Source organism: Chachezhania antarctica (assembly GCF_003646465.1).
Taxonomy (GTDB): Bacteria; Pseudomonadota; Alphaproteobacteria; order Rhodobacterales; family Rhodobacteraceae; genus Chachezhania; species Chachezhania antarctica.
This window is the reverse complement of record NZ_QZEX01000003.1, coordinates 392,451-411,653: the sequence shown is the minus strand read 5'-3', so window position 1 is coordinate 411,653 and position 19,203 is coordinate 392,451. Positions and strand designations below refer to the sequence as shown.

General features: G+C 66.6%; 16 protein-coding genes. 11 read left to right on the top strand and 5 right to left on the bottom strand.

Features of this window, described 5'->3' with window-relative positions:
* Window positions 1–28 precede the first annotated feature (28 nt).
* Both D4754_RS09010 and D4754_RS09005 read right to left on the bottom strand, forming a co-directional pair.
* Window positions 29–1,006, bottom strand: coding sequence for an alpha/beta hydrolase family protein (locus D4754_RS09010; protein WP_121062682.1), 978 nt, complete (start codon window positions 1,004–1,006; stop codon window positions 29–31).
* A 136-nt stretch (window positions 1,007–1,142) separates the two neighbouring features.
* Window positions 1,143–1,931 carry an IclR family transcriptional regulator gene (locus tag D4754_RS09005; RefSeq protein ID WP_121062681.1) on the bottom strand — a complete coding sequence of 263 codons (789 nt, stop codon included), beginning with the start codon at window positions 1,929–1,931 and terminating at the stop codon, window positions 1,143–1,145.
* A gap of 118 nt (window positions 1,932–2,049) precedes the next feature.
* Between D4754_RS09005 and D4754_RS09000 the strand changes: the two genes are divergently transcribed.
* From D4754_RS09000 to D4754_RS08950, 11 genes are all read left to right on the top strand, one after another.
* Window positions 2,050–3,186 (top strand): C45 family autoproteolytic acyltransferase/hydrolase, encoded by a 1,137-nt coding sequence (locus D4754_RS09000; RefSeq protein WP_121062680.1) that lies wholly within the window; start codon window positions 2,050–2,052, stop codon window positions 3,184–3,186.
* 3 nt (window positions 3,187–3,189) lie between these two features.
* Window positions 3,190–4,380: a serine hydrolase domain-containing protein gene (locus tag D4754_RS08995; protein ID WP_121062679.1), complete on the top strand. Its 1,191-nt coding sequence runs from the start codon at window positions 3,190–3,192 to the stop codon at window positions 4,378–4,380.
* Window positions 4,377–5,318, top strand: a complete 942-nt coding sequence (locus tag D4754_RS08990; protein ID WP_121062678.1) for an ABC transporter permease — start codon at window positions 4,377–4,379, stop codon at window positions 5,316–5,318. Before D4754_RS08995 ends, D4754_RS08990 begins: the two co-directional genes overlap by 4 nt.
* Window positions 5,315–6,139: an ABC transporter permease gene (locus tag D4754_RS08985; protein WP_121062677.1), complete on the top strand. Its 825-nt coding sequence runs from the start codon at window positions 5,315–5,317 to the stop codon at window positions 6,137–6,139. Before D4754_RS08990 ends, D4754_RS08985 begins: the two co-directional genes overlap by 4 nt.
* Window positions 6,136–7,737, top strand: coding sequence for a dipeptide ABC transporter ATP-binding protein (locus tag D4754_RS08980; protein WP_121062676.1), 1,602 nt, complete (start codon window positions 6,136–6,138; stop codon window positions 7,735–7,737). Before D4754_RS08985 ends, D4754_RS08980 begins: the two co-directional genes overlap by 4 nt.
* Window positions 7,738–7,746: 9 nt before the next feature.
* Window positions 7,747–8,385 carry an FMN-binding negative transcriptional regulator gene (locus D4754_RS08975; protein ID WP_121062675.1) on the top strand — a complete coding sequence of 213 codons (639 nt, stop codon included), beginning with the start codon at window positions 7,747–7,749 and terminating at the stop codon, window positions 8,383–8,385.
* 86 nt (window positions 8,386–8,471) lie between these two features.
* Window positions 8,472–10,040 (top strand): ABC transporter substrate-binding protein, encoded by a 1,569-nt coding sequence (locus D4754_RS08970; protein WP_121062674.1) that lies wholly within the window; start codon window positions 8,472–8,474, stop codon window positions 10,038–10,040.
* A gap of 59 nt (window positions 10,041–10,099) precedes the next feature.
* Window positions 10,100–10,714, top strand: coding sequence for a pyridoxamine 5'-phosphate oxidase family protein (locus tag D4754_RS08965; RefSeq protein ID WP_121062673.1), 615 nt, complete (start codon window positions 10,100–10,102; stop codon window positions 10,712–10,714).
* 370 nt (window positions 10,715–11,084) lie between these two features.
* Window positions 11,085–11,513, top strand: a complete 429-nt coding sequence (locus D4754_RS08960) for a hypothetical protein (protein ID WP_121062672.1) — start codon at window positions 11,085–11,087, stop codon at window positions 11,511–11,513.
* 68 nt (window positions 11,514–11,581) lie between these two features.
* Complete coding sequence (locus tag D4754_RS24560) at window positions 11,582–14,500, top strand: M10 family metallopeptidase (RefSeq protein ID WP_163025855.1); 2,919 nt, start codon at window positions 11,582–11,584, stop codon at window positions 14,498–14,500.
* Between the two features lie 206 nt (window positions 14,501–14,706).
* Window positions 14,707–14,949 carry a hypothetical protein gene (locus D4754_RS08950; protein ID WP_163025854.1) on the top strand — a complete coding sequence of 81 codons (243 nt, stop codon included), beginning with the start codon at window positions 14,707–14,709 and terminating at the stop codon, window positions 14,947–14,949.
* Between the two features lie 134 nt (window positions 14,950–15,083).
* Here D4754_RS08950 and D4754_RS08945 read toward each other — a convergent pair whose 3' ends face one another.
* Genes D4754_RS08945 through D4754_RS08935 form a run of 3 tightly spaced genes read right to left on the bottom strand, consistent with a single transcriptional unit; the run spans window position 15,084 to window position 19,196 of the window.
* On the bottom strand, window positions 15,084–16,736 hold the full coding sequence (locus D4754_RS08945) for an ABC transporter ATP-binding protein (protein WP_240453810.1): 1,653 nt from the start codon (window positions 16,734–16,736) through the stop codon (window positions 15,084–15,086).
* A 5-nt stretch (window positions 16,737–16,741) separates the two neighbouring features.
* Complete coding sequence (locus D4754_RS08940; RefSeq protein WP_121062669.1) at window positions 16,742–17,587, bottom strand: metallophosphoesterase family protein; 846 nt, start codon at window positions 17,585–17,587, stop codon at window positions 16,742–16,744.
* A 58-nt stretch (window positions 17,588–17,645) separates the two neighbouring features.
* Window positions 17,646–19,196 carry an ABC transporter substrate-binding protein gene (locus D4754_RS08935; protein WP_121062668.1) on the bottom strand — a complete coding sequence of 517 codons (1,551 nt, stop codon included), beginning with the start codon at window positions 19,194–19,196 and terminating at the stop codon, window positions 17,646–17,648.
* Between the last annotated feature and the right edge of the window lie 7 nt (window positions 19,197–19,203).

Here is a 19,203-nt window from a genome sequence, read left to right as displayed (position 1 = left end):
GCGACGGTTTCGGCAGATCAGCGTCCCCCTATTCGGCACCCCGCGTCAGGAAGGATATGATCGCCCCGGAGACTTGTCGGTGGATCGACTGGCGGACTGCCGTCGAAACGCCGCAGATCGATGGATCGCCGCCGTCCTCGGCAAGGATATCCGGTCCCGCGGCCGTGCAGACGGGGAACGCATCGAAAACGGTCGCTTCGGGTATCACGACGGCATGGCCGACCTGCGCGTCGCCCGATGCCGCGTCAGGCGTTCCAAGGGAAATCCGCAGCGCGTGGACGTCCGCAGGTGCCGTGCCCAGGGCCGCCGGATACTCCGGGTTCAGCGCGATCACCGACGAAACCCGGGGGTCGCGGGCCAGCCCTTCCAGGCGTTCCTCGCTGGTATCCGACACATCGACACCTTGCGCGGCATACCATCCGCAATCCGGGCCAACGGTCGGGCCGTCAGCAGCGCAGGCGCGCATGTACCGGGCGACATCCATGTCGGCCCCGGCAACGGACAGGGCCGCGGTTGCGCCAAGGGCAAATCCGGCAACGGCAACCCTGCCTTCATCGATCCGCGGGCCCCATGTCGCGTCGGCCAGCACCAGATCGATGGCGCGGCGGATATCCCCTGGTCTTTGCCAGATCTCGGTCAGGGCATTGGCCGCATTGTCCGGACGCGGCACATTGACCTCCACGACGACATAGCCGGCCTGAGCCATGGACGAACTGAGCCAGGCACCGGAATCGGCCGCGGATCGCAACCCCCCGTGAGACACCACCACCAGAGGGCGCGCATCGCCCGGAAAGGGGGCCTCCGGAGCGGCTGAAACCCCTTCGAACACGATATTGCCCCCGATGGTGGCCGAGGCCGGATCCCCGGACGGATACCAGATCGACAGGGACAAGGGACGCTCGGTTACCGAGGCATCCTGAAGATGGGCAATGCCCGGTGCCGTTTCGGCAAGGCAGGGCGTCGCGGCCAGGATCAGGGCGAGGGAAAGGGAAAGGAAAGGTTTCATGCCGTGGCTCCATTCGCGGACGAAGAGGTTGGTCGCCTTATCATGACTTCAAGCCACCAGGGCAATGACGGCCTTGTCCCGCGGACAGGGATGCCGGTGATGCCGGGCCATGTTGCCGTCGGGGGCTCTCCGGGGTCTAGCGGCTCAGCGCGGCGGCGGCTTCCATGGCCAGCGGGGCGAAGCGGTCGCGGAAGTCGGGCTCGCCCCATTCCGAAAGCGACCCGGCGATGTGCACCGCGGCGATGGGGCGGCCCGCCGCATCGCTGATGGCGGCGCCCAGGGCGATTTCCCCCATCAGGCCTTCCTCCTGCACCAGCGCGTAGCCGTCCCGCCGGGCGCGTTCGATCCGTTCGCGGATCACGGCCCGGTCGGTGATCGTGCGCGGGGTGTATTTCTCCAGCACCGACTGGTCGAGGATCTCCTCGACCTCCGCATCGGGCAGCAGCGACAGCATTGCCCGCCCGCCCGAGGTGAAGAACGTCGGAAGCCGCCCGCCGATCAGGGTGGCATAGAAGTTCTCGCGCTTGCTCTGCATCCTGACGGCATAGACGATGGACGGCCCGTCGAAGAGGCTGAGATCGACGCGTTCCTTCACCTCCTTCCGCAGCTCGATCAGGATCGGCGTGGCGCGTTCCACCAGCGCGTTCGACCGCAGGTAGGAAAAGCAGCGGTCCAGCGCCTGACGACCGGGCAGGAAGCCGTTGCCGCCCGGCGCGCGTTCCAGGTAGCCCATCATTTCCAGCGTATGGGCCAGCCGCTGCGCCGCGCTGCGGTCGGTGCCGACCGCGGCCGCGATTTCGGCCAGCGACAGGGGGTGCCCTGACCGGCCCACCGATTCCAGCACCCGCATCGCCCGGACCACCGTCTGCAGGACCAGTTTGGGGTTCGCGCCGGGCAAAAGACGGGCGGTTTCATCGTCGGTCATGGGAATCTCGTCCTCTTCATCTGGCAAGAGCTTGACAGAGGGTGTCGCAGAATTCTAGCTATGTTCCGAATTATCAATGCATATGTATTGATAGTCAATACAGTATGATGGAATTCAGATGGCCGACCTGCCTTTTCTCGACCTCAGCCCCGATCCTGCCGAAGCCGGCCGCGAACATGGGCGCGTGATGACATCCGCGATCGGGGCCAATCTGGACATCTACCTTGCGCGCTTCGCCTATGGCGGCGCCGACCGCAAAACGGTGCTGGAAGAAGCCGAACGCTGGGCCGATTTCATCGCCACCGACAACGCCGACTATTTCACCGAAATGCAGGGCGTGGCCGAAGGTGCGGGCCGGTCGGTGACCGAGATCGCGATGCTGAACGCAAGGTACGAGCTGACCTACAGCATCTACGCCCGCGAAGCTGCCGTGCTGAGTGGCACCGGGCCCGAACAGGAGGGCTGCACGTTGTGGGGGCTGATGCCCGCGATGACGGCGAACGGCACCTGCATGATCGGGCAGAACTGGGACTGGCTGGCCGGGCTGGTAGGCAACGTGTTCATCAAGCGCGTCCGCCGCGGCGAAGACCGCGACGCGGGCAAGCCCGACGTACTGGGCTTTACCGAAGCCGGGATCGTCGGCTGCAAGATCGGCGTGAACTCGGCCGGGATCGGGCTGTGCCTGTCGGGGCTGACGACCGAGACGGAAGGCGGCGCGGTGCTGCGCAAGCCCGTCCATGTCCGCTGTGCCGAGGTGCTGGAGGCCTGGCGGTTCTCCGAAGCGCTGCGCCCGGTGGTGCAGACCGACAGGGTCTGTTCGGCGAACTTCATGATCGGCCATGGCGAGGGCGAGATCATCGATATCGAGGCCACGCAGAAACACTGCGCCTACATTTACCCCGAAGACGGGATCGTGACCCATTCCAACCACCTGATCGCCGAAACCCGCGTCGCGTCGACCATCGAACGGATCGCGACCTCGACGCTCTTTCGCGCGCAGCGGGTCCAGCGGGGACTGAAACGGGCGGCGGGGAACATCGACCTGGACACCATCCACGACGTGATGTCCGACCATTTCTCGGCGCCCACGGGCGTCTGCCAGCATCCCGACACGGCCCGCGCGGCCGAGGCGCGGAACACCACCGTCTCGTCGCTCGCCATCGACATGAAGAACGGGGTCCTCTGGGCCACCGACGGGCCGCCCTGCCAGGCGCCGTTCCAGCGCTTCGATCTTTTCGACCAGTCCGAGGGTTAAGTCATGAATACCGCCCCCTTCCGCGATCCCCGGGCGCCCGGCGCGCCGATCCTGCCGCAACCGGGCTGGCATCTGCCGCCCTACAACCGCTGGACCTTCCTGCATATGCGGGAAATGACGCCCACCGCTACCGTCCGCCGCGGCCGGATGGCCCCGCGCGATTTCGAGCGTGACGAACAGGATCTGGGCGATGTCGCGTTTACGTCGCGCGGGCGGGATTGGACGGTCGACAGCTGGCTGGACGACAGCTGGACCGACGGTTTCCTGCTGCTCCACCGCGGCAAGATCGTGACGGAACGCTACATGGGCGGGCTGAAGCCGCATCATCAGCACCTGTCGATGTCGGTGGCAAAATCGGTGCTGGGGATCGTGGCCGGCGTCCTGATCCACCGCGGCGTGATCGCGCCCGACGCGGACCTGACAACCTACCTGCCGGAGCTCGAGGCGACCGGCTACCGCGACGTGACGGTGCAACAGGCGCTCGACATGACCTCCGGCGTCACCTTCGACGAGGCGTACGAGACGCCCGGCTCTCACATGCAGAAGCTGGGCAATGCCTGCGCCTGGGGCGGGCGGGGCGATCTGCCCGGCTGGCCGCAGACGATCTGGCAACTGGTGCTGGAGCTGACCGAAACCGAACGCCCCCATGGCGAAAAATTCGTCTACCGGTCCATCGAGACGGACGTGCTGGGCTTTGCCGTCGAACGCGCGACCGGGCAGCCATTGGCCGAGATCCTGTCGGACGTGCTCTGGCAGAAACTGGGGGTGGAGGAAGACGCCGCCTATACCGTCGATCACGGCGGGTTCGCGCTGGCCGATGGCGGGCTGAACGCGACGCTGCGGGATTACGGGCGCTTCGCCCAGATGCTGCTGGATGGCGGACGGGTTGGCGACACCCAGGTGGTTCCGGAAGCGTGGATCCGGGAGACGCGGTTCGGCGCCGGCGGTCTCTTCGAAGGCATCTATGCCGAGGTGCTGCCAGGCGGCGGTTATCACAACAAGTTCTGGCAGGCGGACCGGGACCGCGGGGTGATCTCCGCCCGCGGAATCTATGGCCAGTGCATCTATATCGACCCTGAATCCCAGTTCGCCGCGGTCAAGCTTTCCACGCGGGAAACGCCGCTGGACATGGACAGCGACATGGCGGGTTACGCGGCCTACAAGGCGCTGGCGGGGGCACTGACGGCCTCATGATACGGTTCATGCTGGGCCGGCTGGCGCTGGCCATTCCCACCCTCTTCATCGTTACCCTTGCCGTCTTCGCCATGGTGCGGGCGATCCCCGGCGATCCGGCCTCGGCCATGCTGGGCGATCTGGCAACGCCCGAAATGGTGGCGAGGCTGAAGGCGTCGATGGGCATCGACAAGCCCCTGCCGGTTCAATACGTGATCTGGCTGGGCGATGTTGTTTCGGGCGATTTCGGGCGGTCCATCGGCAATGACGAACCGGTAGGGCCGCTGATCTGGGAACGGTTCAAGGTCTCCGCCTCCATCGTGCTGCTGGCCGTGGCGCTGGCGTCGATGGTCGCCGTTCCGGCGGGCATGATCGCGGCGTGGCGGCAGGGCACGGCGACGGATCTGGGCCTGATCGGCGTGGCGACGCTGCTGCTGTCGATCCCGTCCTTCTGGCTGGGTCTGATGATCCTGCTGGTGTTCGGGCTTGGCCTTGGCTGGTTCCCGATCCTTGGCTCGCAGGCGCTCAGCGGCAGCTGGCGCGAATGGGCCGCGGCCATCGCGATGCCGGTGCTGACACTGTTCCTGGTCGAGATGGGCTCCATCGTGCGGATGTCGCGCGCGGCGACGATCGACGTCCTCCGGCAGGAATACATAACCCACGCCCGGGCCAAGGGCCTGAGCGAGAGCGCCGTGATGTGGCGCCATGCCTTCCGCAACGCCTTTGCCCCCACGTGGACGCTGATCGGCCTGATCCTTGGCGCGCTTCTGGGCGGAATCGCGGTGGTGGAAACCGTGTTCACCATCCCGGGGCTGGGGCGGTTGCTGGTCGAAGGCATCTACACCCGCGATTACCCTGTGGTGCAGGGCTGCATCCTGATGATCGCCTTCGTCTACGTCGTGGTGAACCTGATCGTCGACATGGCCTACCCGTTCTTCGACCCGAAGGTGGCACGATGAAAGCCGTCCTGCGCCGCATCGGCCCGTCGGGCGTTCTGGGTGGGTTTCTGGCCACCGTCCTGATTGTCTTCGCCGTCCTCGGGCCATGGCTTGCGCCCTATGATCCGGTGGCGCTGGACCTGCGCGCACGTCTTGGCGCGCCAAGTGCCGCGCACCTCCTGGGCGCCGACGAGTTCGGGCGCGATATCCTCAGCCGCCTGATCTTCGGCGCGCGCGTCTCGATCACCGTGGCCACGACGACGGTGGCTCTGGCGATGGTCATCGGCGTGGCGCTGGGGCTGACGGCGGGCTACCTGCGCGGCTGGACCGACCGGGTGATCATGATCTTGAACGACAGCGCGCTGGCCTTTCCGGGCCTTCTTCTGGCGCTCGGCATCATGGCGGTCGTGGGTGCCAGTACCACGGCCATGGTGATCGCCCTGGGCATCGCCTTTGCCCCGGCGGTCGTGCGCGTGACGCGGTCCAGCGTGCTGTCCCTGCGCGAACGCGAATTCGTCGAAGCCTCGCGCGTGATGGGCAATGCGGAGCGTACGACGATGATCCGCCATGTGCTGCCGAACTGTGTCGGGCCGCTGACGGTGCTGGCCACGGCGATGTTCGGCTGGGTGATATTGGCCGAAAGCGCCCTGTCGTTCCTCGGCCTTGGCGTGCCGCCCCCGGCGCCAAGCTGGGGCAACATGCTCGCCGCCGCGCGGCCTTACATTCAGGAGGCGCCGTGGCTGATCATCCTGCCGGGGCTGTGCATTTCCGCCGCGCTTCTGGGGGCGAACCTGCTGGGCGACGCGCTGCGCGACCTGCTGGACCCGAGGATGCAGTCATGAGCCTCCTTTCCCTTGAAAACCTGCATATCCAGGTAGGCCATGACGGCGCCGAGGTGGTGCAGGACCTGTCCTTCACGCTGGAGCCGGGGCGCATGATGGCGCTGGTGGGCGAAAGCGGATCGGGCAAGACCATGGCCGCGCGGTCGATCCTTGGCCTGCTGCCGCCGCCGATGCGGCTGGCCAAAGGGGCCATCCGGTTCGATGGTGTCGATCTGGCCGGGCTGGGTCCCAAGGCGCTGACGAAATACCGCGGCGCCCGGATCGGGATGGTGTTTCAGGAGCCGATGACCTCGCTCAACCCGGCCATGCCCATCGGCCGGCAGATGGAGGAAGGCCTGCGCCTGCACCTTGGCCTGTCCCGCGTGGAATGCCGAAAGCGGATCCTGAAGATGCTGGAACGGATCCGCATCGCCGACCCCGAACATTGCCTTGCCGCCTATCCGCACGAATTTTCCGGGGGCATGCGGCAGCGGATCATGCTGGCCTCGGTCATGTTGCTGAAGCCGCAGCTTCTTATCGCCGACGAACCCACCACGGCGCTGGACACGCTCGTCCAGCATGACGTGATGAACCTGATGACGGAACTCGCCGCCGAAAACGGCACGGCGGTTCTACTGATCAGCCACGATCTGGGGATGGTGTCGCATTACATCGAGGACGTCGTCGTCCTGCAGCACGGCATCCCCGTCGAACGCGGCCGGACGACCGAGGTCCTGACCCAACCGTCCCACGCCTACACGCAACGTCTGGTCGATGCCCTGCCGCGCCGGTCCGCCGGGGGCCTGCGCAACGCCGAGCCGAAGCCGGCACTGGTGGAACTGCAGGGCATCACCGTCGATTATCCGGGCCATGCGCTTCTGTTCGGCCGGCGGGTGGCCAAGCGGGCGGTCGATGGGGTCGATCTGGTCGTGGGGCAGGGGGAAACGCTGGGCCTCGTCGGCGCCTCTGGCTCCGGCAAAACAACCATCGGGCGCGCCATCGTGGGGCTGGAGCCGATCTCCGGCGGGACAATGCGGTTCAAGGGGCAGCCGCTGGTCCCCGACGATCCCGACACGCGGCGCGATCTGCAGATCATCTTCCAGGACCCGTATTCCTCGCTCGATCCCCGGCAACGGGTGGAGGCCATCGTGGGCGAGCCGCTGAAGCTCGACACCGGCCTGACCCGCAAGGACCGGCGGGAACGGGTGCGCGAGGTCTGTGACGAGGTCGGCCTGCCCGCCGGGTTCCTCACCCGGTTTCCGCACCAGCTGTCGGGCGGGCAGCGGCAGCGCGTGGCCATCGCGCGGGCCATCGTGCGGCGCCCGGCCTTCGTGGTGGCGGATGAACCTGTCTCGGCGCTCGACATGACGGTGCAGAAGCAGATCCTGGAGCTGATCCGGCAATTGCAGATGCGCCACGGCTTCGGCTGCCTGTTCGTGTCCCACGATCTGGGCGCGGTGGAACAGGTCGCCGACCGGGTGGCGGTGATCGAGACCGGCAAGATCGTGGAAACCGGCACCCGCGACGACATCTTCGACCGTCCGCAGGCCGAGTACACGCGCCGCCTTCTGAACGCCGCGATGCTTCTGGGCCGCAGCTACAACGCCGCCGTGTCGTGAGGGGGACAGATGTACACACCGCCCGCCTATGACACCGCCGACCCTGAGCTGCAGTTGCAGCTGATGAAGGAATGGAGCTTCGCCACGCTCTTTTCCCAGACCGATGGCATGCCCACGGCCACCCATCTGCCGATACTTGCAGGCCGCGGCGGCAAGCACGGCAAGGGCGTGCTGCGCACCCACATGGCCCGCGCGAACCCGCAATGGAAGGCGTTCGAAGCCGGGGCACGGGCCCTGGTCGTGTTCGCCGGTCCACAGGCCTACGTGCCGGTCAACTGGTACGAGGATGACCAGACCTTCCCGACATGGAATTACGGCGCCGTCCACGCGACGGGCACCGTCACGCTGGAGCATGACCCCGGCGTGCTGCGGGTTCTGTTGCAGGACACCATCGCCACCTTCGACACCCCGCCGGAGGGGCCATGGCGGATGGAAAACGTGGACCCGGCCAAGACGAACCGCCTGCTGCGCGGGATCGTTGGCCTCAGGATCGAGCTGGAAAGCGTCGAGGCCAAGCTGAAGTTCAACCAGGACAAGTCCGCCACCGACCGCGCGCAGGTCGCGGCGCGGCTGATGGACAATCCAGCCACGGCCGCGGCCGGGGCGTTCATGCAGCGGCTGGACCGACAAACGGAGCCTGCCGACTGACGCGCAAGGCACCAACGCATTCACGGGCCAGACGGAAACGGCCGAACCGGGCATCGCGCCCGACAACCGGGAGAAAGGTAAACGGAATGAAACGACAACTGACACTGACCCTTGCTGCGCTGTTGGCAGCCGGGACCGCGATGGCGCAGGAGCCGCAGCCGGGCGGCGTGCTGAAGATCGCCAGCACATCCGATATCCGCAGCCTCGACGGCACGCGGCAGGATGCCAACACCGATGCGGTGCTGCACCACATCTTCGATTCGCTCGTGGCCTATCGCGATGACATGACCGTGGGGCCGCTTCTGGCCGAAAGCTGGGAAACCTCCGAGGACGGCAAGACCTGGACCTTCACGATCCGCGATGGCGCCACCTATCACAACGGCAAGCCGGTCAAGGCGGAAGACATGGTCTGGCTGTGGGACCGCCTGATGGCGCGCGGCGAGACGACGGGCACGCCGTGGCTGTGCCAGCCGGTCTTCGACGGCTCGGGCTCGCTCAAGGTCAACGATGTCTCGGCCCCCGATGACCGCACGCTGGTCTTCGAACTGGAGGACCCCAGCCCTCTGTTCCTGGAACGCATGGCCGACGTGATCTGCCATATCTACGGCGTCTCACCCGACAACGTGGATGCGGACGGCAACTGGATCGAAGGCTCGGCCATCGGCACCGGACCGTTCAAGCTGAAGGAATGGAAGAAGGAGCAGTACGTCGCGCTCGAGAAGTTCGACGATTACGTGCCCGTGGACGCGCCGCGCTCGGGCTATGCCGGCGACCGGACAGCTTACGTGGACGAAGTGCAGTTCGTCGTCGTGCCCGACAGCTCGGCCGCCGAAGCGGCGGCGCTGGCGGGTCAGGTCGATGTCACGCCGCTGTCCAACCTCGACCGCGCGGACGAGATGGAAGCCGAAGGCATGTCGGTCCTGTCCGCGCCGGGCCTGTCGCTGACGGCGGTGCTGCTGCAAACGCAGGATCCGCTGCTGTCGGACGTGCGGATCCGCAAGGCCATCGCCCACGCGATCGACCTTGAGCAATTGACCGAGGTGACCACCAGCGGCCTGACCAAGGCCAACCCGTCGGGCGTCCCGCTGTCGTCGGCCTATTACGGGGAGGAGTTCGCGAACTGGCCGGACTACGACGTGGAGAAGGCGAAGGCCCTGCTGGAAGACGCGGGCTATGACGGCACGCCGATCACGATCCAGGCCAACAAGCGTTACAACAGCATGTACAACAACGCCGTGCTGCTGCAGGCGATGCTGGCACAGGCCGGGATCACCGCGGAAATCGAGGTGCTGGACTGGGCCGCGCAGCTCGACAACTTCTTCTCGGGCAACTTCCAGATGTCGTCCTTCGGCTATTCCCAGCGGACCGATCCGGCGATCATCTACGGCATGTTCATCGGCGACAAGGACACGTACCCCACGGCTCAATGGGACGATCCGAAGGTCTCCGAGCTTTACGGCAAGATCACGTCGGAAGCCGATTTCGACACCCGCCGCGACCTGCTGGTCGAATTGCAGGCGAAGATGGCCCAGGACGTGCCGATCCTGCCGTTGCACTACTGGCCCGTTGTGCAGATGGCCGGCCCGGACGTACACGGCTACGAGGCATGGTCGCTGGCTAAACCGCGCGCCTGGGGCGTGTGGAAAGACCAGTAGGCCCATCAGGTCCGGGGCGCGGGATCCGCGCCCCGGCGACAGTCAGGAAAGTGAACGCCATGGACTACATCGAAAGCATCGAGGACCTGCGCAAGGTCTACCGCCCGGCCTCGGAAGGCGCGCTGCGCAAGCAGCTGACCGCGCTGGAACCCCATTCAAAACGGTTCATGGCCCTGTCGCCCTTTGCCCTGATCGGCACGCAGGGCCCCGACGGGCTGGGCGATGTCACTCCGCGCGGCGACGGTCCCGGCTTTGCGCAGGTTCTGGACGACCGCACCATCGCGCTGCCCGACCGGCCCGGGAACAATCGTCTCGATACGCTGGAAAACATCGTCCAGAACCCGGCCGTGGGCCTGATCTTCATGATCCCCGGCATGAACGAGACCTTGCGGATCAACGGCACCGCCCGGATCACGGCGGATCCCGACATGTGCGAACGCCTGGGCATGAACGGCCGGCCCGCGCTGTCGGTCCTGATCGTGCGGATCGAGGAGCTTTACATGCATTGTTCGAAGGCCTTCATCCGCTCCGGTCTGTGGAAGCCCGAAACCTGGCCCGAGCGGTCCGAGATGCCGACGCTGGGCCAGATCCTGCGCGACCAGACGGCCATCGCGGACGCGGCCGAACAGATCGACGAACGGCTGGAAGACAATTACCGCAAGGACCTCTGGTAGGTCCCACCGGGGTCCGCTTGTCGCGCAGCCCGATGAAAACCGATGGCGGTTTCGGCAGCGCCATCGCACACGGCCACCCGGCTGCTCAAACACCCCAAGGGACCGTGACAACACCTGTCCCGCATATCGGCCCGCCGAACGGGGCCGACGGGGCACGGCGGAACCCCGCGTGCCAATGACCTGCGACGGCCCGGTGCGCGTCTGAAGGCGCAGGACCGGCCCGAACCGCATTGGCCACGCTTTGGTCACATTCCGGACCAACATTGGCCACGTCCATACGAGATACCCCCACACTATACCAAAGCAGAGTCAGAACGGCCCGCATCCTCATCCGGTAAATCCGGAGCCAGTGCCACGGGGCCGTTCACGCATGTCCGCTCGCCTTTCCCTTCCAGCCCTGCTGCCGTCGGTTGCGACGGCGCTCCTTCTGTGGGCGCCCGAAGCGGCCCGCGGATACGCCGGCAGCGCGCAAGCCGAGATCCTGATCCAGTGCGAGGCAGGCCCGGTGCTGTGCGCGGCGCTGACGCAGGCGCTGGCCGACCATGCGGGCGGCGCGATCGTGCGCCCGGTTCCCGCGGACGGGGCAGGGGCGCCTGACCGGGCAGGAACGCTGGTCCGCTATCATCAGGAAGACAGCACCGGGACACGGGTCCGCGGCCATCTCAGCTGGCAGACGGGCACCGGGCCCGCCACCAGCGGCCCGAGCCTGGGTCTGACCGTCATGGACCACACGATCCAGGACCACATGCTGCGCGATTTCGCGGAGCTGCTCGTCCGGAACTCCGGCCTGCCCTTCTGACATTTCGTTTTCGTTCTTCGGGGAGCGGGGGCTCCTCCCTTCAGACAAGGTGACCTTTCATGTGCCAAATGTGCCAAGCGCTTGACCCTTCGACCACCGGCTATGACAGCCATGGCCTCGTCAACCTCGATTCCAACACGTCCGGCGCCAGCGTGTCGTCCGCGGGGGCGCTGCCGACCTACACGGTGGACCAGGCGGCCTACCAGCTGACCCACGGGTTCTGGAACTCGATGGGCTACGGCAACCGGAGCTTCGACGTCCAGACCGGCGGAACGATCACCGTCAACCTGAACGCCCTGGGATCGACCGCAAAGGCCACGGCGCTGCAGGCGCTGGAGGCGTGGGAACAGGTCACGGGCCTGCAGTTCGTGCAATCGTCCAGCGCCGACATCACCTTTTCGTCCAACCGTTCGGGCGCCTATTCGACCTCGGCCACGATGGGCAACGAAATCGTGTCGTCCAAGGTCAACGTGCACGACAGCTGGCAGTCCTACGGCGGGTACTACCTGCAGACCTACATGCACGAGATCGGCCACGCGCTGGGGCTGGGCCATGCCGGGAACTACAACGGCAGCGCCAGCTACAACCGGGACGCGCTGTTTGCCAATGACAGCTGGTCGATGACGGTCATGTCCTACTTCAGCCAGGGGCGGAACCCGAACGTCACCAACGACACGGCCTACACCGCGACGCTGCAGATGGCCGACATCGTGGCGATCCAGAACCTTTACGGCACGCCGACCACGATCAATACCGGCAACACCACCTATGGCGACAACACCACTCTGGACCAGTTCGGCATGGACCTGCCGGGAAGCTGGGCGGTCTGTCTTCTGGACAATGGCGGGACGGACCTGATCGATCTGGCCAGCCGCAACGCCTCCCAGCGCCTGAGCCTGGTGGCCGAGACCTATTCGGATATCGACAACCTGACCGGCAACCTGTCGATCGCCCGCGGCACAGTGATCGAAAATGCCGTGACCGGGGCGGGGAACGACACGATCACGGGCAACCATGCCAACAACGTCCTGTCCTCCGGGGCCGGCAACGACACGATCCACGGCGGGGCCGGCAGGGATACGCTGATCGGCGGCGGCGGGGCGGATACCCTGCACGGGGGCGCCGGGGCGGACCTGTTCACCTATACGTCGCTGGACGATGCAGGCGATACCATCGCCGATCTGTCCGTCGGCGCAGGCGACCGCATCGACCTGAACGGGATCCTGACCACGCTCGGCTATACCGGGGCGTCGGCGGTGGCGAATGCCATTGCCGACGGCGTCATCCGGCTGACCGCGGCGTCGGGCGGGGCGAACCTGATGATCGATGCGGACGGCACCGGCGGGGCGGCGGCCGTCCGGCTGGCCTTCCTTGCCGGCATGAATCCGAACACGGATCCGGCCAGCTTCCTGACCGGCGGTGGAAGCGGGGATACGGGCACCGGTGATACCGGCACGGGCGATGACACGGGCGACGAGACGGGCGATGACACCGGGGGCGATACGGGCGGCGGCGACACCGGCACCGGGGATACCGGCGACGATACCGTCGGCGACGACACGGGCCCCGGCGACGACACGGGAGACGACACGGGTGACGACACAGGCGACGATACGGGCGGAGACACCGGAGGCGATACCGAGATCGACACGGTCTACACGCTGACCGAAGCGCTCGTCAGCACCTGGAGCCGCTATGGCCATCTCCTGTCCGACACGGACGGCGGCATCGACACGGTGGATGCCACCGCGATCGCAGGCGACGTGAGGATCTACCTGGATGGCGACAAGCCGGGCCGGGTCTCGGGCAAGAAACTCTACATCGCGGATGGCACGGTCATCGAGAACGTGGTCGCCGGTGAAGGCAACGACCGGGTGTCGGGCAATGCCAGCGACAACCGGCTCGAAGGCAACGACGGCAACGACCGGATGTACGGGTTCGCAGGCAACGACACCCTCGTGGGCGGCGCGGGCAAGGACACCCTTGATGGCGGTGACGGCGACGACCGGTTCGAAGCCGGCGACGGCAACGACCGGGCCTATGGCGGGGCCGGCCGCGACACGATGATCGGCGGGGATGGCAATGACCGGCTCTACGGCGATTCCGGCAACGATGTGCTGCATGGCGGCGCAGGCCGGAACACCCTTTACGGCGGGGAGGGCACAGACACGCTGCTGGGGGGCGATGACGATGACCGGCTGGTTGGCGACGACGGGACCGATACCCTGACGGGCGGCGATGGCCGCGACAAGCTGATGGGCGGTGCGGGCGACGACACGCTGGAAGGCGGGCTGGGAGATGACCGCATGTACGGCGATGCCGGCAACGACAGCGTCTCCGGCGACGCGGGGAAGGACACGCTCTATGGCCGGGCGGGCGATGATACCCTGACGGGCGGTGCGGGCGATGACCGTCTGTACGGCGATGACGGCAGCGATGTGGTCACCGGCGGTGCCGGCGATGACCGGGTCTATGGAGGCGCGGGCGACGACCAGCTGTCGGGCGGCGAGGGCGAAGACAGTCTGCGGGGCGGTTCCCAGAACGATGTTCTGACCGGCGGCGGCGGCGCGGACAGGCTCTCCGGCGAGACCGGCGACGACATCGTCCGGGGCGGCTGGGGAGACGACCGGATCGAAGGCGGATCCGGCAACGACACGATCGACGGCGGCGGAGGCGAAGACCGGATCCGCGGCGGCTCCGGGGCCGACGTGTTCGTGTTCTCGTCGGTCGCCGACCAGGGCGATCGCATCTACGATTTCTCAATCCGTGCCGGCGACAGGTTCGACGTCTCCGACCTGCTGGCGGACAATGGCCTGACGCTGCAACAGGCGCTGGCCGACGGGGTGCTGGGGCTCAGCAAGGCAAGCGGGAGCAGCTCGTACCTCGACTTCGATCTCGATGGCACCGATGGCACCGGCCCGGAGCACCTGGTGCGCCTGAGAGGCATCCGGGACACCGCCACCCTGGACGAAGACTGGTTCGTCTAGGGTAGGGAGGACCTGTCGCCCCGGCCGGCCGGTGCCCCGACGCCGCGGCGACGTCCGGCAGCCGGCGGACGTTCGGGCGCGCCGGGTCTCGCGACGTCCGCCGGATTTTCCGGCAGCGTCGGCGACACTGCTACGGATTGGGCGACGAGCCCCGTGGTCCTGCGCGAAGGTCGGGAACGAGACCTCGTCTTCGGGGTCGCCGGTCCATGTCTACGTCCCCCTGGACGCGGATCGTCGTGTCGTCCGGATCCCGGCGGACGATAGCGGTGGTCTTGCCGCCCAGCCCGGTGAACCGGACAAAGCTCGCCATCCTCTTCCGGCGCGGCAGGGTCACCATCAAGATCGACCGGATCAATCCCGGGGTCGACGAAATCGCCGTTCGCGATGGCCACCCGGCCGATGGCTTCCATCTCGCGACCGTCGGTCCGGATTTCGGATTGTACACATAGTATAGTGTCTTCTGAAATTGAAGTTAGCCCCGCAATCCTGGCCGGAACTCCGGCGCGCCGGACCCTCTGTCAGACCCCTCGCCGCCAGCGTGCACGTCCTGCCCGGTGTCGCCCCCCGGGACACCCGAACCGCTTCAGGTCGGGACAGGCACCCTGGGCCGCGCGGCATCGGGCGTGGCGGCGGGGTCGAGCCGGGGGACGGCGGCCAGCAGCTTGCGGGTGTAGGGATGTTGCGGGTCGTTCAGGATGCGGTCGGTCGGGCCTGTTTCCACGATCTCGCCCTTCAGCATCACCGCGATGCGGTGGCTGACGCGTTCGACCACGGCAATATCGTGGCTGATGAACAGCATAGACACCCCGTCGCGTTGCTGGATCTCGGCCAAGAGGTCCGTGATCCGCCGCGCGTTCGAGACATCCAGCGCCGACACGGCCTCGTCCGCGACGATGATGCGGGGCTGGACTGAAAGCGCGCGGGCGATGCAGATCCGCTGTCGCTGACCGCCCGAAAACTGGTGCGGATAGCGGTCGATGGCATCCGCCGGAAGTCCGACACGTTGCAAGAGATCCAGCGCCAGTGCGCGGCGGTCGGACTGGCCCACCATGCGATGCAGGAAGGCCGGTTCCGTCACCGCGTCACGGATAGCCATGTGCGGGTTGAGCGAGGCATAGGGATCCTGGAACACCATCTGCACATGCGCGCGATGTGGTTTCAGCGCGGCGCGTGACAGGCCGTCGATGCGGGTGCCCAGCAGCTTGATCGACCCGCTGTGGGGCTCCACCAGCCGCATGATCGAGCGGGCGAGCGTGGACTTGCCGCAGCCGGATTCCCCAACCAGACCAAGGGTTTCGCCCCGTCCCAGCCGGATCGAGACATCCTGCACCGCCGTCGTGGCAGGCGTGCGCGACAGCATCCCGCCACCATAGCGCGTGGTCAGGCCCCGGACTTCCAGCACCGTCTCAGCCTTGTCCAGCGGTGCGGGCGCACCTTCGCCAAGGCGGGGGGAAGCGGCCATCAATTGCCGCGTGTAATCGGCCTTGGGCGTGGCGAAAAGATTGGCGGTAAAGCCTTCCTCGAGCTTTACGCCGTCCTTCAGCACCATCACCCGGTCGGCGATTTCGGCCACGATGCCAAGGTCGTGGGTGATGAACAGGACAGCCATGCCCATGTCCTGCTGCAACTCGGCGATCAGGCGCAGGATTTCGGCCTGAGTTGTTACATCCAGCGCGGTGGTCGGTTCGTCCGCGATCAGCACGTCGGGTTCGCAGATCAGCGCCATGGCGATCATCACCCGCTGGCGGAGCCCGCCGGACAGTTCATGCGGATACTGGTCCAGCCGCCGCTGGGGTTCGGGGATCTTCACCCGCTCCAGCGCCGTGCGGGCGGCCTCGCGCGCCGGGCGGCCGCGCAGCCCGCGATGCAGCGCCAGCGTTTCACCCATCTGCGCGCCGACGGTCATCACCGGGTTGAGCGAGGTCATCGGTTCCTGGAACACCATCGCCACACGATCGCCGCGCAGCGCGCGCAGGGCGGCAGGCGGCAGCGTGGTGATGTCGGCCGGGCGGTCTCCGCCCAGCCGGATGGAGCCGCCGGCGATCTGCCCGCCGTCGCGTTCGACAAGGCGCAGGATCGACAGGGCCGTGGCGCTCTTGCCCGAGCCGCTTTCGCCCACCAGCGCCAGCGTTTCGCCGCGATGGATGTCGAAGGACAGCCCCTTCACGGCCACGGTATCGCCGAAGGTCACCCGCAGATCGCGGACCGACAGGATCGGCTGTTCCAGAGCGCCCATTTGCATCATTCCGCGGCCACGTCCGGCAGGAAGGGCGCCAGCGGCGGGGTCCAGCGAAGGTGCGAGGGGGTGAGCCGTGCCTCGAACGGGTCATCGCCCAGCACTTTCCAGTGGATCGTGTTGCCAAGGGTCAGCATGCCCCAGGCGCGGGCGGGTTCGCCGGCTGTCGTGAAGCTTTCGGTCAGGCTTTGCTGGGTCATGTGCGGGATGCCGTCGACGGTCGTCACGGTGTTCCAGTGGACGTGGCCCGCGATGCAGGCAACCGGCACACGGGCCTGCGCCAGGGCTTCGCGGGCACGGTCCGCCTGCGGGTAGGTGGATACAGAGGCATTGCGCTGGAAGTAGTAGTTCCCGATCTGGCTGTGACCGGACACGGGCACATGGCTGGCCACCAGCGTGGGTTTTTCCGCCGTCTGCGCCATGCGCGACAGCCACAGCAGGTCGGTCTCGGGCAGGTCGAACCCGACGCGCGGGCGGTCGCGGTGGATCTTCGCATCCGCACGCCACAGCGCCAGCTGCCAGTCGCCAAGGTCGATCAGCTGATGGCCCAACTCGGCGCCAAGGATATCGGCATTGTCGGCGACGCTCAGGTGATCGCGGTCATGGTTGCCGCAGATATGGTGGACGGGCGCGTCGAGGCGGGAGAAAACCTCGGCCACCTCGCGTTCCAGGCGAGCATCGGTCTGGCTGTCGACATCGGAAATCCGGTCGCCCAGGTCCAGCACGAGGTCGGGCTTTTCCGCATTGGCCCAGTCGGTGAACTGACCCAGCAGCTCCAGCGCGGTATCGCCGCGCTTGGTGTGGGACGGGGTCCCGTGGTGAATGTCGGTGACGATGGCGATGCGCGTCATGCGGGGAACTCCGGGATCAGGGATGGGGGCCGGGTGCGCACACCCGGCCCGTTACGGATCAGCTTCCGGCGACGGTGATGTTGCCGGCGCGGAAATCGAGCACATAGGGGATGTGGCCGGGCATCGGCGCCCAATCGATCGATTTCTTCATGCCCCAGCTTTCGAACGGGCGGTACAGCGGCAGGACGGCCGGGTCTTCCTTCACCCGCTCCATCAGTTCGCGGTAGGCCGCCTTGCGGGTTTCCACGTCGGTCGAATAGCGGAAGCGCTCCCAGCTGTCGGCATAGGCCTCATCGGTGTTGAACCGGCCTTCGCTTTGCGACGGGCCTTCCGGCGCCCACATCACCCCGAACGACCCGAACGGATCGGCGAAGTACATCGGGTTGGACCAGTTGCGCGCCATCAGGTCGGGGGAGCCGCCGGTCCACGTGTCGGAGACGACGACCTTGCCGTTCAGACCCCCGTCCGCCCACATCTGGGTGATGGCCTGCGCGGCCAGCAGGCCGTTGGTATAGTACGAGGACGCGGTGTCGAACGTGATCTCGAACCCGTCATAACCCGCTTCGTCCAGCAGGGCGCGGGCGCGTTCGGGATCGTATTCGAAGGTGACGAGGTCGGGCTGATGCAGCGCGCCCATCTCGGCCATGGTGTGGGTCGAGGGCACGACGGCCTTGCCCAGCCACAGGGCTTCGTTCAGCGCGTCGCGGTCGATGGCCAGGCTCATCGCCTGACGGATGCGCGGATCTTCCAGCTTGGGGTGGTTCTGGTTCATGATCATGACGTGGAACAGCGCGGTGGCCGATCCGGCGGTCTTCAGTTCCGGATCCCGTTCGATCAGCGAAAGCTGGTCGGGCGCGATGTTGGTGATGATGTCGGCCTCACCCGTCCGCAGCGCGGTCATGCGGCTGGCGGTTTCCGAGATCTGGACGACATTCACACGGCGGAGCGGCGCCTGTTCGCCCCAGAAATCGTCGAACCGTTCCCACACCAGCTTCTCACCCGGCTGGAATTCGGCAACGCGGTAGGGGCCGGTGCCGACGGGGGCCAGCGCGAAGGCTTCGTAATCGCTGTCCTCGGCCACGTCCGGATCGCCGGTCAGCGCCTTGGTGTAGTCTTCGGGAATGATCATGACCTGCTGGAGCGAGATCAGCGTTTCCCACAGCGGCTCTTCCCGGGCGGCGTGGATGCGGACGGTGTAATCATCGACCTTTTCCGCCTTGGGGAAGTTGGCCAGCCGGTCCTTGGCACGCACGACATAGGGCGGGAACGTTGCCTGCATCATGCGGTTCAGCGAGAACACGACGTCATCGGCCGTCATCTCTTCGCCATTGTGGAAGGTCACGCCTTCGCGCAGCTTCAGCTCCATCACTGTGGGCTCGATCAGCTCCCACGAGGTGGCCAGCGCCGGGGTCCATTCTGGATCCAGCTTGGAATGGTCGCGGTCGATCAGCGTGTCGAAGCTGTTGTAGTAGAACTGCGATCCGACATTCGAATGGTCGCGGCCGGGGTCGAGGTAGGAGGACACGTTGGCGGCCCCCACGGTGATTTCCTGGGCGCTGGCATAAAGCGGCAGCGCGGCAAGGGCGGTGGTCAGCATCAGGCGGAACATGGATATC